The following is a 15,035-nucleotide window of genomic DNA, read 5'->3' as shown; positions in this document are numbered from 1 at the left end:
ACCGGCATGTAAGGAAGGGGCCCTTCCTTTACACCTCAGCGGAGTGAGGCGCGGGCGGAGAAGGCGATGCTGGCCAGCAGGAAGCCGCCGTTGACGAGGGTGAACGCGGCGATCAGCCAGGTCGTCCATTCCGGCACGACGGCGAGGATCAGAGCGGCCACGAAGATCACCGCACCGTAGTCCCGGATCAGCTTCACCAGCCGTACCGGCAGCGAGGTCGAGGTGACCATGCTGGCCGCGTTCGGGCCGGCCGCCATCACCGAGGTCACCAGGTTGACCATCCAGGTACCGGCGAACGCCGCGACCAGCCAGACCGGCGTCGCGGGTCGCTGCGCGACGGCCGTCGCCGACAGCGCGGTCACCAGCGCGATCTGGGCCGCCACGTCACAGAGCACGTCCACCCGGGCGCCGGCCGGGCTGCCCTGGCCGGTGACCCGGGCGAGCTGCCCGTCCGCGCAGTCCAGGGCGTACGCCAGTTGCCAGCCGAGCAGTGCGGCCAGCCCGACCGCCCAGGCTGGCACCTCTCCGGCGGCGACCGGCCCGGCCAGGGCCACCACGGTCACCGAGACCGCCAGCCCGAGCACCAGGTTGGCCATGGTCAGCGCGGTGGGCGGCAACCCCGTCCGGTGCGCGGCCAGGGCCAGGGCGGCGCCGATGCGCTGGCTGATCGCCTCGCTGAACAGGCCCCCGCCGCGGTTGACCCGGTAGAAGTCGGTGGCGGTGGGCGGGGACACCGGGTCAGCCGAGATGTTCGCGGAGTGCATCGAGGTAGTTTGCCAGCCGCTCACCGATCGCGGCAGGAGGCAGGTCGAGGTGCTCCAGCACCGTGTACCGATCCGGGCGGGTGTTCGGGGCATAGTGGACGGCGGCCACGAACTCCTCGGCGGCTAGCCCCAGCTCGGCCGGGGTGGTGGGTAGCCCGTGTCGGTGCAGGCAGGAGGCGAGCTGGCCGAACCGCTCCAGGTCGCCCCGGAGGTACGTGCAGAAGAGCGCGCCGAGCCCGACCTGCTCGCCATGCGACGCGGTGCCCGGGTTGAGCCGGTCCAGCGCGTGCGAGATCTCGTGGCAGCCGCCGCTGACCGGCCGGGTCGAGCCGCAGATCGAGGAGGCGATCCCGCCCAGGATCAGCGCCTCGGCCAGGGTGGTCAGGAAGGCGTCGTCGGTGATCTTTCCGGGGTGGTTGATCAGGGCCTCGGCCCCGGCGCGGGCCAGCGTGACGGCGAGCCCGTCGATCGGCTCGGCGCGTACCCGATGGGCCAGCTCCCAGTCCGCGACCGCACTGAGGTTGCTCAGCGCGTCCCCGATCCCGGCCTGGGTCTGCCGGTCCGGGCCGTTCTCCACGAAATCCAGGTCGACCACGATGGCGATCGGGATGTGTACCCCGTAGGAGCCCTTGCCGCCGTCGTGGTCGAGCGAGGCGGTCGGCGAGGCGATCCCGTCGTGCGCCAGGCTGGTCGCCACGCTCACCATCGGGATGCCGTAGCGCGAGGCGGCCCACTTCGCGGTGTCGATGGTCTTGCCGCCGCCGATCCCCACCACCGCGTCGTAGGAGCGGCGGCGCAGGTTCTCGCCGAGTTCCTGGGCGGCGTCCAGGGTGCCGCCGGTCACCGTGAAGACGTCGGCGTTGCCGAGGCCGGGCCGGCACAGCTCGGCGATCCGCTCGCCCTGCCCGGGGCCGACCACCACCGCCACCTCGCCACCGGCCGAAATCCGCCGGTCGGCCAGCAGCGTGCCGAGGTCCGCGATGGCGCCGCGACGCACGTCGATCACGAGCGGAGTGTTGACGGTACGGGCTAGTAGTGGCATGCGATCTCCTGGGCTCGGGTCAGGTCCTCGTGGTTGTCGACCTCGACCCAGGGCAGGTCGCCGATGGGTGCCGCCCGCACCTCGCCGCCGCGCTGCGCGAACTCCTGGTAGCCGTCCTCGTAGTAGAGGTTCGGATCGCGCCGCCAGGTCGCTTCCAGCGCGTCCGCCAGCTCACCGGCGACCCGGGATTCGATCAGGGTCGCCCCGATGTACTCCCCGTACGCCTGCGCCGGGTCGATCAGCTTGCTGATCCGGACGAGTTGGCCGGAGTCGTCGAGGACGGTCTTCATCTCCTCGTCGGCGAGCTTCTTGACGGTGTCGACCGCGAGCAGGATGCCGGGGCCGCGCTGGGCGAGCAGGGTCCGCTCCACGTCGACCGGGTGCACGGTGTCGCCGTTGACGAGCAGTGCGCCCTGGGCGAAGTGTTCCCGGGCCAGCCAGAGCGAGTACGCGTTGTTCCACTCCTCGGCCCGGTCGTTGTGCACCAGGGTGAGCTTGACCCCGTACCGGTCGGCCAGGGCGGCCTGCCGGGCCCGTACCGCCTCGGCCGCGTACCCGACCACCACGGTCACGTCGGTCAGCCCGACCTCGGCCAGGTTGCGCAGCGCGATGTCGAGGATCGTGGTGTCGCCGTCGACCGGAATGAGTGCCTTGGGCAGGGTGTCGGTGTACGGCCGCAGCCGGCGACCCGCTCCAGCGGCCAGTACCACACCGATCATTCCGGGTCCTCTCTCGCGACACGTCCGACGCACGGAGGATAGCGCCGCGGGCCAGCGGTACGAATTCCCGGCGAACGGCCCGGCAATCCAGGTCCGGGTGTTCAGCCGGGCAGCGCGGCCAGGTCTGCGAGGAGGCGCAGCCGTTCGGCCGGGGTCAGCGCGGCGTACGGGCCGGCCGCCCGGCGGTCCGTCTCCAGCTCGATGGCGAGCCGTTCCGGTCCCGCCGCGAGTTCAACGATGCTCCGGGCGGTGTGCCCGGCGGCCTGCCACGCGGCGGCGTGCGCGTCGGCGCGGTGGTACCGCAGCGTGCCGAGCCGATTGAGCAGCAGTACGCCCGGCGGGGTGCCGTCCGGCTCGTACGGCGGTGCCATCGCCGCGAACGCCCGCCCGTCGGTCGGCCCCTCGACCGGGACGGTCTCGACGGGCGCGGGAGGCAGGTGCCCGTGCCCGGGGCCCGGGGTGCCGACCTCGGCGGGCCACAGTTCGTCGAGCGCGGCCGAGAGCAGCCGGCCGAGGGCGCCGACGAGCCCGCGTATCCGTTCGGGGTGCGCCGCCCAGAGCTCCCCGGTCACCTCGGCGTGCAGCGCGGCGAGTTCGGCCAGAAAGGCCCGGCCGCGCTCGGTGGCCAGGACGCCGCCGTCCGGCCGCCGGTACAGCATCCCATGCGCGACCTGCTTGTCCAGCGCGCGTTGGCACTCGGCCGGGTCGCCGTAGCGGAGCAGGGCGGCCAGCCCGGTGTCGTCGACGATGCCGCCGGGTGCGGCGAGCCTGGTCCGGAAGTCGATCAGGAAGCCGGTCGCGGCCGGACCGCCGTAGCTCTGGACCAGCTCGGCTCCACCCCGGATCCGGGTGGTGGCCATGACGGACCGGAAGACGCGGTCGACGGCCGGCCCGACCAGCGCGGCGGCCTGGTGCGGGGCGAGCGGGACGAGGTCGTTCACAGGCCGATCAGGTGCAGGGCGCGGAAGCCGTCCTCCGCGATCCGCCGGATCAGTCCGTCGTTGACGTCGCGGTGCTCGTCGAGCAGCCCGATCTCGTCCTCGGCGAGCCACCGGAACTCGGTGTGCTTGCCCACCTCCAGCCGGGGGCGGCCGAGGTCGCCGTCGACCCGGACGAGGAACTCGGTCTCGATCCGCTCGATGCCGTCGTCGGGGATGTACCGGTACTCGCCGACGGTGCCCAGCACCAGCGAGACGGTCCAGCCGGTCTCCTCGGTGACCTCGCGGAACAGTGCCTCCTCGACCGTCTCGCCCGGTTCGAGGTGACCACCGACGATGTCCCAGGTGTTGGGAAAGAGCTTCCGATGGGGGGACCGTCGCTGGAAGAAGATCCGGCCCTCGTCGTCGACGATCAGGGCTCCGGCGCAGCGTAGGGGCTCCGTGGACACGGGTCGAGACTAGCCACCCCGGTCCCGCCGGCCACACCGCCGCTTGTGGTTGTCCGGGTGAGCGTCCAGTCTGTCCCTGACCGGTGTCCCCGTCCGCGAGGTTGTGATGAGTGATGCGGGTACGTGAAGCGATGTCCGGAAATGTTCTGATGGTCGGTCCGGAGCACACCCTCCGGCAGGCCGCCGAGATGATGGCCGCCCGGGGCGTCGGCTCGGCGGTCGTCGTCGACCCCGACTCCGAGGGCGTCGGCATCATGACCGAACGCGACGTGCTCAAGGCCGTCGGGGCCGGCCTCGACGTCGACGTCGAACGGACCGGCGCGCACCTGACCTGGGACGTGGTCTACGCCGGGCCGGACTGGACCGTGCACGAGGCGGCCGAGGCGATGTCCCGGGGCGGCTTCCGGCACCTGGTGGTGTTGGACGGCGACGAGGTGGTCGGGATGATCTCGGTCCGGGACATCGTCCGGGTCTGGGTCGGCGCCCCGGCGGTCGCCTCGATCTGACCGTCTTCGCCGCTCGTCGACGGGGACGATCGGCACCAGCCGGGGCGAATCGCCCGCCGGCAGGGTTCCGGTCGCCCAAGATACGGACATTGTCGTGCCTCTGCCCGGGACGCTGGCGGCGCCCGTACGCTGGGTAGTCATGACTGTCGAGCAGCTGATCTCCTTCGCCCGTGGGGCGCCGTCGCTGGACATCGTCGACATCGCGGGGTTGAAGGCCGCGGCGGGCCGCGCCTTCGACGCCGATCCGGCCGGCATCACCGGGTACGGGACATCCGTCGGATACCCACCCCTGCGGAAGTGGATCGCCGACAAGCACGGCGTCGAGGTCGACCAGGTTCTCGTCACCAACGGGTCGCTCCAGGCCGACGCGTTCCTCTTCCAACACCTGGTACGCCCCGGTGACGCCGTGGTGGTGGAGCGGCCGACCTACGACCGGACCCTGCTCAACCTGCAACGCCAGGGCGGCGAACTGCACCCGGTCACCATCCAGCCGGACGGGATCGACACCGACGAGCTGGGCAAACTGCTCGAATCCGGGGTGCGCCCGAAGCTGGCGCACATCATCCCCAACTTCCAGAACCCGGCCGGGGTGACCCTGTCGGAGGAGAAGCGGCAGACCCTGCTCGACCTGGCCGTCGAGTACGACTTCACGATCTTCGAGGACGACCCGTACGCGGATGTCCGGTTCCGGGGTGAGCCGCTGCCCTCGATGCTCTCGCTCGACCGGCAGGGCCGGGTGGTGCACGCGTCCAGCTTCACCAAGACGGTCTGCCCGGGGGTCCGGGTCGGCTACCTGGTCGGTCCGGCCCCGCTGATCGCGGAGATCGCCAAGGAGGCGACGAACCTCTACATCTCGCCCGGGATGGTGGCCCAGGCGATCGTGCACCAGTTCTGTGTCAACGGTGACCTGGAGCGGTCGATCCGCACCGTCAGCACCGCTCTCGGCGAGCGGGCCGCAGCCCTGGCCGCCGCGCTGCGCGAGCACATTCCGGACGCGCGGTTCACCGAGCCGAACGGCGGCTACTTCCTCTGGGTGGAGCTGCCGCAGAACGTGCGGGCGGACCGGCTCGCGCCGGCCGCGGCCGAGCGCGGCGTCACGGTGGTCAAGGGCAGCGACTTCCTGGTGGAGGGCGGCCAGCACGCGCTGCGGCTGGCGTACTCCGGGGTGACCGTGGACCAGATCGACGAGGGGGTCCGCCGGCTCGCCGACGCGGTAGGGGCGGTACGCGAGTAGCGGCGTCCCCGGCCGACCGGTTGTGCCGGATGCCGGGGTGCGAACATCGGGCGGACGCCGCCGGTGGTTCGTGCCCCGGGGACCGCTCGCATCGATGGGCGGCTTTCTGGCCATTCGGTCGGTTCTGGGGAGTGTCCTGTCAGATATCTGACAATAGTGGCCGCCGGCGAATTCAGGTCTTCCTACGCGCCGGTAGCAGGCTCACAATGCTGCGAGCGCCACTCGTGTGGAGGCCGTCGTTCCGCCCCCCGGAACGACGGCGGGTCTCCGGCTGCGGCTGGCGCGCCCGGAGCAGAACCCCCGCCCCCCAGGTGCCGGGTGGGCCGTCCGCACCTTTACCCCCCGACGTGGACGGTCCACCCGGCGCCACTTTTCGGCAGCCACCCCGGAGCCGGGCCCGCCATCGTCAGCCATCGACAGCCCTTGACCGGGCGAAGCCGTCCGGACGAAGGCATCCGGCGGTGCGGCCGTCGAGGGGTGGGCTGGGGTGATCCGCGACATGTCCGCCGTCGAGCGGCGACGGCGTACGCTGCAACCCGCACCCGAACAGGCCGAAAGGGGGCGGTGACGATGCCGGATCAGACCGATTCCGATCGAGTGGCGGTCAGTGGGAACAGTCGGCAGAGACCCCGGGCCTGGACGGCGCCGGTACGCGCGGCGATGACCCGGATGCTGAGCACCGAGGCCGGCCAGCAACGAAACCCGGCGAGCCGCCGGCCGGACGGGCTCGGTGTGGTCGACTGCGGACTCTACGTCGACGGCGTACGCCAGCCGGGGCAGATCGGTTACGCCGAGGCGCTGGACGCCGCGCGGAAGCGGCCCGGCGCCTTCGTGTGGCTCGGCCTGCACGAGCCGAGCCAGGCAGAGATGGCCGGCATCGCGGCGGCGTACGGGCTGCACGAACTTGCCGTCGAGGATGCCGTCAAGGCGGAGCAGCGCCCCAAGCTGGAACACTTCGGCGACGTCCACTTCCTGGTGCTGCGTACCGTTCGGTATGTCCGGAAAGGCGAACTGACCGAGAACTCCGACGTGATCGAGACCGGCCAGGTGATGCTCTTCATCGGGCCGAACTTCGTGCTCACCGTGCGGCACGGCGACGCCTGCCGGCTGGCGCCGGTCCGCTCCGAACTGGAGGCGCGGCAGGAGATCCTGCGCCAGGGGCCGTGGGCGGTGGCGTACGCGGTCACGGACCGGGTGGTGGACGTCTACCTGGAGGTGACCGACCGGGTCGGCGACGACCTGGACGTGCTGGAGGGCGAGGTCTTCGCCCGGCAGGCACACGGCCGGATCCAGCGCATCTACCAGATGAAACGGGAACTCGTCGAGTTCAAGCGGGCGGTCGGCCCGCTGCAACGCCCGATGATGACGCTGACCGCGCAGGTCAACCGGGACGTGCCGAAGGAGATCCGGCGGTACTTCCGGGACGTGCAGGACCACCTGACCCGCACGGTCGAGCAGGTCAACTCCTACGACGACCTGCTCAACTCGATACTCCAGGCCCGGCTGGCCCAGGTGACGGTCGACCAGAACAACGACATGCGCAAGATTGCCGCCTGGGCCGCCATCGCCGCGGTCTGGACCGCGATCGCCGGCATCTACGGGATGAACTTCGACTTCATGCCGGAGACCGGGTGGAAGTACGGCTATCCGGTGGTACTCGCGCTGATGCTGCTGATCTCGCTCGGCCTCTACCGCTGGTTCCGTCGCAACCGCTGGCTCTGATCCAGCTCCGCCGCAACCGCTGGCTCTGATCCAGCTCCGTCGACGGCCGCGGCGTGGGGCGTGATCTGCCCCACGCCGCCGTGACCGTCGTCCGGACGCCGCACCGCGGCTTCGTCCAGACGCCCCTGCGCACTTCGCCCGGACGCCGGCATCCGCCGATTCGTTCAGTTACCGCTGTTGCGCGATGCGGCCGTGCCGAGGAGTCCGTCGGACTTGTCGCCGCTCTTCGGCGCCGCCTTCTTGGCCCCGTCAGTGATCGGCCCGGTCGAGATCTTCTCGCCGGCCGTCACCGCACGGTCCTTCGCCGTCGGCACCGACTTGGGCCCGGTGGGTTCCCGGGTCATGCCGGCCGCCGAGCCGCCCATGATCGTGGCCGCGTCGTCGCGTACGGCGTCCAGCGTGGCCGCCGGGTCGTACTCGTCCCACGGGCGCTGCCCGCGCCGCCGCATCGCGACCGCGCCCATGGCACCGGCCACCGCCCCCGCGACCAACAGCCCGGTCAGGACCGGCCAGCGTCGACGCATCATCGAGTTCTTCTTCCGCATCGCTCTCATCTTCTTCGACCTCGCCTTGCGGGCGACCGAGCCGGCCTGGCGGGCGCCGTCCGTGGCGGCCGTGGCCAACGGCGCGAACCTGGTCATCGCCGATTCCCAACCGTCCGAAGCCGTCGCCCGCACCCTGGTCGCCGTCGGTGCGAGATAGGCCCGGGCGGCGTACGCCTGTGGCCCCACCGTTGCCCCGACCCCGGACGCCGCGTGGGTGGCCGCGCGCATCAGGTGATCGAAACTCTCGCCCAGTTCGGCCTTGACGAGCTGCCTGCGGGATCTGCGCCCCCCGAATCCAAACACCGGTCCCCACCTCCTTGGGTGTTGTTCCTCCGTCATCCTGCACCCTCGGATGCGCTCGCACTGCCAGAACGGGCACATGGGAGGATCCGCATAGAAACACCTACCAGCGCCGGCCCGTGCCTCCTGGCCGGCGGACCGTCCCGTCGGTCGGCACCACGCGGCCGGCGGCAACTCGATCGAGGAGTACTCGTGGCCGAGGCCGCCTACGCAACCCTGCACACCAACGCCGGCCCGATCCGGCTGGAACTGTTTCCGAACCACGCCCCGAAGACCGTGCGGAACTTCGTGGAACTGGCCGAGGGGACCCGGCAGTACACCGACCCGCGTACCGGCCAGCCGGGCAGCGGACCGTACTACGACGGCACCGTCTCGCACCGGGTGATCAGCGGATTCATGATCCAGATGGGTGACCCGACCGGCACCGGCCGGGGTGGCCCGGGCTACAACTTCGCCGACGAGTTCCACCCGGACCTGCGGTTCGACCGGCCGTACCTGCTCGCCATGGCGAACGCCGGCCCGGGCACCAACGGCTCGCAGTTCTTCATCACCGTCGCGCCGACCCCGCACCTGAACAACCGGCACACCATCTTCGGTCAGGTCGCCGACGAGGCGTCGGCAAAGGTCGTCGACTCGATCGCCAACACCCCGACAGGTGCCCAGGACCGGCCGATCCAGGACGTGGTCATCGAGCGCGTCGAGATCGAGCGTAAAGACGGCTGACGTCGATCCCGGGTACCTTTGCCGGCATGAGTCGTAGCGGGCGGAGGTCGGGCATGAGCGGAGGAGCGGCATGAGCGAGTCGCCGCCGACCACACCGGTCTGTTACCGCCATCCCTCCCGGGAGACCTACGTCCGGTGCACCCGGTGTAACCGCCCGATCTGCCCCGACTGCATGCGGGAGGCCTCGGTCGGACACCAGTGCCCGGAGTGCGTGGCGGAGGGCCGCCGCGGGCAACGGCCGGCGCGCACCGCCTTCGGCGGCGGTGCCGCCGGCCGCCAGGGCTACGTCACCAAGACGCTGATCGCGATCAACGTCGCGCTGATCCTGATCTCCATCTACAGCGCCCGGGGCGGCGACGCGGTGGCCGGGGCCGGCTTCGGCGGCCTGCTCGGCGGGCCGACCCCGCTGACCTCCTGGGGAGCCGTGCTCGGCCTGGACCGGTTCGGCCCGTTCGGCGCCGAGGAGGGCATCGCCGCCGGTGAGTACTACCGGCTCTTCACCGCGATGTTCCTGCACTACGGGCTGCTGCACCTGTTGATGAACATGTGGGCGCTCTGGGTGCTCGGCCGGTCCCTGGAGGCCGTCCTCGGTCCGCTGCGGTTCCTGGCGCTCTATCTGGTCGCCGGGGTGGGTGGAAACGTCGCGGCGTACCTGTTCAGCCCGGTGAACGCCCGCACGGTCGGCGCGTCGACGGCGATCTTCGGGCTCTTCGCCGCGCTCTTCGTGATCATGCGTCGACTGGGTCGGGACACCTCGTCGGTGATCCCGATTCTCGTGATCAACCTGGTCTTCACCTTCGCCGTACCCGGGATCTCCATCGCCGGTCACCTGGGCGGGCTGACCGCGGGGGCGGCGATGGCCCTGGTGCTGGCCTACGCGCCCCGGTCCCGCCGCACACTCTTCCAGGTCGGTGGCGGTGCGGTCATCGGCCTGGTACTGGCCGGGCTGACCCTGATGCAGTCCGCCACCCTGCTCGCCTGAGCCAGCCCGCATCCTCGCCCGGACTCGCATCATTGCCCCGGCCCGCATCCACCGGCAGCCGGGCTCGCACCGTGGTCGCCGCGCCGGGGTGGCGTCGGTGTCCGCCGACCCGGAGGCCGGCTCCGGCGGTGCGACGACTCAGTACGCCGGGCCGCCCTCGCGTACCGCGTGCAGCACCTCGGCGACCTCGCGCGGTGCGACCCCGAGGTCGTACCGGCTGAACAGGTGCAGCGAGGCGCCTCGGTCGATCTCCAGCATCTCGGTCGCCAGCCCGAGGCGGGGCCGGGTGTCGACGGTGATCCGTTCGATCTCCGCCCACGGGATGCGCCGCCGCCCGGCGAAGCCCTGGATCACGGTGACCCCGCCGGGGTCGACCGCGAGCCGGACCGGCGCCACCAGGTCCCGTACGCCCCAGCCGAGCAGGACGGCTCCGACCAGCAGACCGGCGCCGAGGCGTACCGGGTCGCCGTCGGAGAAGAGGGCGCCGAGCGCGACGAAGAGGGCCGCGCCACCCAGCTTGCACACCGGCAGCGCGATCTCGACGCGCCAGCGCCGTGCGGGAGTGTCCGGTTCGGAGTGCACGGATCCAGGATGCCATCGCCATCCGCGGCGGTCCGGGCCGCCTGTCTCCGGTCCGGGCCGCCTGTCTCCGGTCCGGGTTCGATCGCCACCCGGCGACGACGTAGTATCGGGGTTAGCCAAGTTACTGGGGAGTAGACATGGCGGACGCGGTCATCGTCGGTGCGGTACGGACCCCGGTCGGACGGCGCGGCGGAGCACTCGCCACCGTGCATCCGGTCGACCTCTCGGCGCGGGTGCTCACGGCGCTCGCCGAACGTACCGGGCTGGACCCGGCCGAGGTGGACGACGTGATCTGGGGCTGTGTCTCCCAGGTCGGTGAGCAGGCCTGGAACGTCGGCCGGAACGCCGTACTCGCCGCCGGCTGGCCGGAGTCGGTGCCCGGCACCACCCTCGACCGGCAGTGCGGGTCGAGCCAGCAGGCGCTGCACTTCGCGGCGGCGGCGGTCGCCTCCGGCCAGGCCGACCTGGTGGTCGCCGGTGGCGTGGAGTCGATGACCCGGGTGCCGATGGGCAGCAGCATCGCGCCGGGCGGCGGCTCGACCGGCACCGGTCTGCCCTACGGCGACCGGGTCCGCGACCGCTACCGGGGTACGCCCGGCTTCGCCGCCGACGATCCGGTGCCGTTCAACCAGGGCGTCGGCGCGGAGTTGATCGCCGCCCGGTGGGAACTGACCCGGCGGCAACTCGACGAGTACGCGCTGGCCAGTCACGAGAAGGCGGCCGCCGCGCAGGACGCCGGTGCCTTCACCTCGGAGATCGTCCCGGTGGTCGTACCGGACGGAACCAAGGTCGTCGCCGACGAGGGGATCCGCCGGGACACCAGCCTGGAGCGGCTGGGTGGGCTGAAGACGCCGTTCCGGGCCGACGGGGTGGTCACCGCCGGCTCCGCCTCGCAGATCTCCGACGGTGCGGCCGCGCTCGCGGTGACCACTTCCGACTGGGCCCGCCGGCACGGACTGCGCCCGCTGGCCCGGATCCACACCGCCGTGGTCACCGCCGACGATCCGGTACTGATGCTCACCGCGCCCATCCCGGCCACCGCCAGGGCGCTGCGTCGGGCCGGGCTCGCCATCGAGGAGATCGGGGTGTACGAGGTCAACGAGGCCTTCGCCCCGGTGCCGCTCGCCTGGCTGGCCGAGACCGGGGCGGACCCGGCCCGGCTCAACCCCCGGGGTGGCGCGATCGCCCTCGGCCATCCGCTCGGCGGCTCCGGCGCCCGGATCATGACCACGATGCTCCAGTACATGCGCGACCACGACGTCCGGTACGGCCTCCAGACCATGTGCGAGGGCGGCGGGATGGCCAACGCAACCATCGTGGAACTTCTATAAGTTCATTCTCATCCATGCCTTGACCGCGTCATCCCCGGCCGGTTCTCGTTGGAGGAGGTGTGGATGTGTTCTGTCGAACGTTCCTACCGGCCGCCGCCGAGACCGGGGTGGCCAGCCCGACCGTGAGCCGGCACCTGTCGTTGCTGCGCAACTGCGTACCGGCCGGCGAGATCACGGTACTGGTGACCCGGTGCACCCGCCCGGAACAGCCCGCGCACGGCTGCCTGCTGCTGCTCACCAGCCGCCGGCTGGTGGTCACCGAGCAGACCCGCCTGCTGCACCGGATGCGCCTGCACCTCAATACCGAGCTGCGGCACCTCAACAACGTCGCGTGGAACCCCGACTCGCGGGCTTCGATGGTCGAGCTGGCCGCGACCGCCGTCGACGGCGTACGCGAGCGCTTTCTGATCCGGGCCGACCGGCCCAGCCAGATGTGGCAGCTCGACGCCCTGTTCAGCCAGGTGTTCCGGCCGAAGATGGCGGCCCGGTCCGGGGTGGCGAACTCCGCCGCGCCGATGGACCGGCCAGCCGTCCGTGCCCAGCACCGACCGGTCCCGACCGTGGCGGTGACCCCGCCGGCCCGACTGGCCACCCCGGCCCGCGCGCCGCGGCTGAGCCCCGTCGTGGCGATCTGAGACACCGACCGGATCGCCCGGACCGGATTGGTACCCGATTCCGCACCGATTCCGGCCGGCATGGTCCGCCGGGCGCAGGGGAGAGTCCTCGTCGATCCTCGCCGGTCGGGGGAGGTCCAGGAAATGGGGACGGACGCCGGGCATGGCGCAGGGCCGTGTTCGAGCTAGGCTAGGCCCGTTTCGTCGTCGGCGCCGTGGAGATCCCCGTGAAGCTCTCGATCCTAATGCCGGTCTACAACGAGGAAGAACGCATCGCGGACGCCCTCAAGCAGGCCCTTGCGGTCGATTATCCATGCGAGATCGAGCTTGTCGTGGTCAACGACGGCAGCCGTGATGCTACTGCGGAGATCCTCGAACGGGCCGACGACACCCGGCTACGGGTGATCACCCATCCGCGTAACGCCGGCAAGGGCGCGGCGATCAAGACCGCCGTCGACAGCGCCGAGGGCGAGTACATGGTGATCCTCGACGCCGACCTCGAGTACGACCCGCAGGACATTCCCAAGCTGCTGGCGCCGGTGCTGGACGGCCGGGCGACGGTGGTTTACGGAAACAGGACGTTCGGTAGTCACAGCGCATACAGCTTCTGGTACGTGATGGGCAACAAGGCCGTCACCACCGCCGCGAACGTGCTGTTCAACTCCTACATCGGCGACCTGGAGACCTGCTTCAAACTGATGCCGGTCGCGCTGTACCGCTCGCTCGACGTCCGTTCCCGGGGCTTCGGGATGGAGGCGGAGGTGACTGGCAAGCTGCTGCGTCGGCGCATCCGCCCGTACGAGGTGCCGATCAGTTACCGGGCACGGGGTCGGGACGAGGGCAAGAAGATCACCTGGAAGGACGGCGTCGAGGCGCTGCTCATCCTCGGTCGCGAACGTACCCGGCGCCGGATCCCGTCGGACGGGCGCTGACCGAACCGTTCGTGCCTCCGGTACCCTTCGCAACGCTAGACCGGCGGCAGGTAGACGAACCAGGGTGCCCGCTGGCCGGGAACGTCGCCGGTCACCAGTCGCCACCCGTCCATGAAGGTGCCGGCGGGCGGGGCTTCCCGCAGCGCGATCACGACCGTCTCCCCGCGGCCCCGCGCCGAGGCGACACGCGCCGGTTCCTCGGCACCGGGACGGTTGAGCCTGCCGATGTGGTCGCACCCGACCTGGTACGCCACGTTGAACGAGCCGTCCCCGGCCATCGCGCACGGCTGCGACACCTCGGCCTGCCGGATCAGCCGGATGAGTGCCGAGAAGGCGGCGTCCGCGTTCGCCACCGAGGCGCGGTACGGCCGGGTCGCGACCGCCTGGACGCCGACGAGCGCGAGCGCGAGTACCACGGCCAGGCCGGGGGCGAACACCCGCCGCGAGGGGCCGGGTAACCTGCCGAGCTGGATCAGGCCCGCCGCGACGGGCAGCGCGAGCAGCCCGATCGCCGGCAACAGGAACCGGAGTTGGCCGTACCTCATCATGAAGAGGTAGGGAAAGACGACGCTCAAGCCGACGAGCAGGGGCATCAGCACGACCGGAAGCCCGCCCTGATGGCGACGGCGAGTGAGAATCGCGCCGAGGACGCCCGCGAGGATCGCGCAGACCACGGCGATCCACCAGATCATCGCGAGGGTACCGGCCGGCGCCAGGTGCACGGTCGCGAGCGTGGGCGAGCCGCCACGGAACTCCACCGGCACGTTCAGGCTGACGGGTCGGGGGTCACCGGTGTTCCACAGCCGTACGTACAGCCGGACCATGCCGAGATTGGGATAGAGGTGGGTGCCGCCGAGCGAGGCGGACGAGAGGTTCAACCGGTTGAGCGGCCCCTCGAACCGGAAGATCGACTCGATGATCCACGGTGCCCAGCCCACCACCTGGCCCAGCACGAGTGCCCCGAAGACCGCCCGTCGCCGCCAGGCGGCCAGCCCGAGCCAGGCCAGGAAGAGCGGCATCACGAGCCACACGCTGTCGCTCGGCCGTACCAGGGCCGCGATGGCGATCGCCGCGACCAGTCCCACCAGCGAGCGTCGGTAGTTGTCGGCACCGCGCCGGCAGGTCATGAAGTACCCCGTCGCGGCGATCGCCGCGAGCGCGGAGTAGAGGTTCGGCAGGGCCAACGGGCCGTTGTAGGCGGCCGCAGAGGTGGCGCCGAAGAGCGCGGCGGCGATCGGCGCCAGTGGTTGGCGGGAAACTGCCAACCACGGCCGGAAGGCCAGGAAGAGCCCGACGCTCGACAGGGCCACGAGGTAGACCCGCACGCCGGTCAACGGGGCATCGATCAGCGCGACCGGACCGGCGAGGATGGGCATCCCCCACGCCCGCCAGGCGACCCACCCGTAGTCCGGTACCCGCGGGTTCAGTTGGCTGAGATAGATCGCCTCGTCCGTCGTGAGCGGGTAGCGCAGACCCACGACCACCAGTACGTAGACGGCGAAGCACATCGCGACGCCGACGAGCAGCCAGTGGTTACGCCGCTCGGGTGTCCACGAGGCGCCCCGGGTGACCCGGTCGACGCGGCCCCGTACCTCCGGCAACCACCGGGACCGTGCCCGCGGCTGCTGCTCGACCGCCGGCGGGGTGCTCAT

General features: G+C 71.3%; 16 protein-coding genes. 8 read left to right on the top strand and 8 right to left on the bottom strand.

Annotated features, from left to right (window positions below):
- Nucleotides 1–35: 35 nt before the first annotated feature.
- From EV371_RS05920 to EV371_RS05900, 5 genes are all read right to left on the bottom strand, one after another.
- Nucleotides 36–764, bottom strand: coding sequence for a CDP-alcohol phosphatidyltransferase family protein (locus tag EV371_RS05920; RefSeq protein WP_130461157.1), 729 nt, complete (start codon nt 762–764; stop codon nt 36–38).
- Nucleotides 739–1,806 carry an iron-containing alcohol dehydrogenase gene (locus EV371_RS05915; RefSeq protein WP_130461156.1) on the bottom strand — a complete coding sequence of 356 codons (1,068 nt, stop codon included), beginning with the start codon at nt 1,804–1,806 and terminating at the stop codon, nt 739–741. The genes EV371_RS05920 and EV371_RS05915 overlap by 26 nt, the downstream gene beginning before the upstream one ends.
- The gene (locus EV371_RS05910; protein WP_130461155.1) at nt 1,794–2,525 is read right to left on the bottom strand and encodes a sugar phosphate nucleotidyltransferase; all 732 of its coding nucleotides are present in this window, start codon (nt 2,523–2,525) and stop codon (nt 1,794–1,796) included. The genes EV371_RS05915 and EV371_RS05910 overlap by 13 nt, the downstream gene beginning before the upstream one ends.
- A 101-nt stretch (nt 2,526–2,626) precedes the next feature.
- Nucleotides 2,627–3,466, bottom strand: a complete 840-nt coding sequence (locus tag EV371_RS05905; protein ID WP_130461154.1) for a hypothetical protein — start codon at nt 3,464–3,466, stop codon at nt 2,627–2,629.
- The gene (locus EV371_RS05900; RefSeq protein WP_130461153.1) at nt 3,463–3,912 is read right to left on the bottom strand and encodes an NUDIX domain-containing protein; all 450 of its coding nucleotides are present in this window, start codon (nt 3,910–3,912) and stop codon (nt 3,463–3,465) included. Before EV371_RS05900 ends, EV371_RS05905 begins: the two co-directional genes overlap by 4 nt.
- A 113-nt stretch (nt 3,913–4,025) precedes the next feature.
- Between EV371_RS05900 and EV371_RS05895 the strand changes: the two genes are divergently transcribed.
- From EV371_RS05895 to corA, 3 genes are all read left to right on the top strand, one after another.
- Nucleotides 4,026–4,418, top strand: coding sequence for a CBS domain-containing protein (locus EV371_RS05895; RefSeq protein WP_130461152.1), 393 nt, complete (start codon nt 4,026–4,028; stop codon nt 4,416–4,418).
- Between the two features lie 139 nt (nt 4,419–4,557).
- Nucleotides 4,558–5,652, top strand: a complete 1,095-nt coding sequence (locus EV371_RS05890) for an aminotransferase class I/II-fold pyridoxal phosphate-dependent enzyme (protein ID WP_130461151.1) — start codon at nt 4,558–4,560, stop codon at nt 5,650–5,652.
- Nucleotides 5,653–6,312: 660 nt separating this feature from the next.
- On the top strand, nt 6,313–7,374 hold the full coding sequence (gene corA, locus EV371_RS05885; RefSeq protein ID WP_207230417.1) for a magnesium/cobalt transporter CorA: 1,062 nt from the start codon (nt 6,313–6,315) through the stop codon (nt 7,372–7,374).
- Nucleotides 7,375–7,538: 164 nt separating this feature from the next.
- Here corA and EV371_RS05880 read toward each other — a convergent pair whose 3' ends face one another.
- A complete protein-coding gene (locus tag EV371_RS05880; RefSeq protein WP_130461149.1) occupies nt 7,539–8,222 on the bottom strand; it encodes a hypothetical protein in 684 nt (227 codons plus the stop codon).
- A 189-nt stretch (nt 8,223–8,411) separates the two neighbouring features.
- Between EV371_RS05880 and EV371_RS05875 the strand changes: the two genes are divergently transcribed.
- Nucleotides 8,412–8,942, top strand: coding sequence for a peptidylprolyl isomerase (locus tag EV371_RS05875; RefSeq protein ID WP_130461148.1), 531 nt, complete (start codon nt 8,412–8,414; stop codon nt 8,940–8,942).
- Between the two features lie 70 nt (nt 8,943–9,012).
- Entirely contained in the window at nt 9,013–9,924 is a 912-nt protein-coding gene (locus EV371_RS05870) for a rhomboid family intramembrane serine protease (RefSeq protein ID WP_130461147.1), read from the top strand.
- A 138-nt stretch (nt 9,925–10,062) separates the two neighbouring features.
- Here the strand turns inward: EV371_RS05870 and EV371_RS05865 are convergent, their stop codons facing one another.
- Nucleotides 10,063–10,506, bottom strand: coding sequence for a PH domain-containing protein (locus tag EV371_RS05865; RefSeq protein ID WP_130461146.1), 444 nt, complete (start codon nt 10,504–10,506; stop codon nt 10,063–10,065).
- A 137-nt stretch (nt 10,507–10,643) separates the two neighbouring features.
- On the opposite strand from EV371_RS05865, the gene EV371_RS05860 reads away from it, so the two are divergent.
- From EV371_RS05860 to EV371_RS05850, 3 genes are all read left to right on the top strand, one after another.
- Entirely contained in the window at nt 10,644–11,837 is a 1,194-nt protein-coding gene (locus EV371_RS05860) for an acetyl-CoA C-acyltransferase (RefSeq protein ID WP_130461145.1), read from the top strand.
- A gap of 59 nt (nt 11,838–11,896) precedes the next feature.
- The gene (locus EV371_RS05855) at nt 11,897–12,472 is read left to right on the top strand and encodes a hypothetical protein (protein WP_486484503.1); all 576 of its coding nucleotides are present in this window, start codon (nt 11,897–11,899) and stop codon (nt 12,470–12,472) included.
- A 206-nt stretch (nt 12,473–12,678) separates the two neighbouring features.
- A complete protein-coding gene (locus tag EV371_RS05850) occupies nt 12,679–13,383 on the top strand; it encodes a glycosyltransferase (RefSeq protein ID WP_130461144.1) in 705 nt (234 codons plus the stop codon).
- A gap of 35 nt (nt 13,384–13,418) precedes the next feature.
- On the opposite strand, the gene EV371_RS05845 is transcribed toward EV371_RS05850, so the two are convergent.
- Nucleotides 13,419–15,035, bottom strand: coding sequence for a hypothetical protein (locus EV371_RS05845; RefSeq protein ID WP_130461143.1), 1,617 nt, complete (start codon nt 15,033–15,035; stop codon nt 13,419–13,421).

It is taken from the genome of Plantactinospora sp. CNZ321, assembly GCF_004217235.1.
This window is presented reverse-complemented; position numbering and strand designations above follow the sequence as displayed.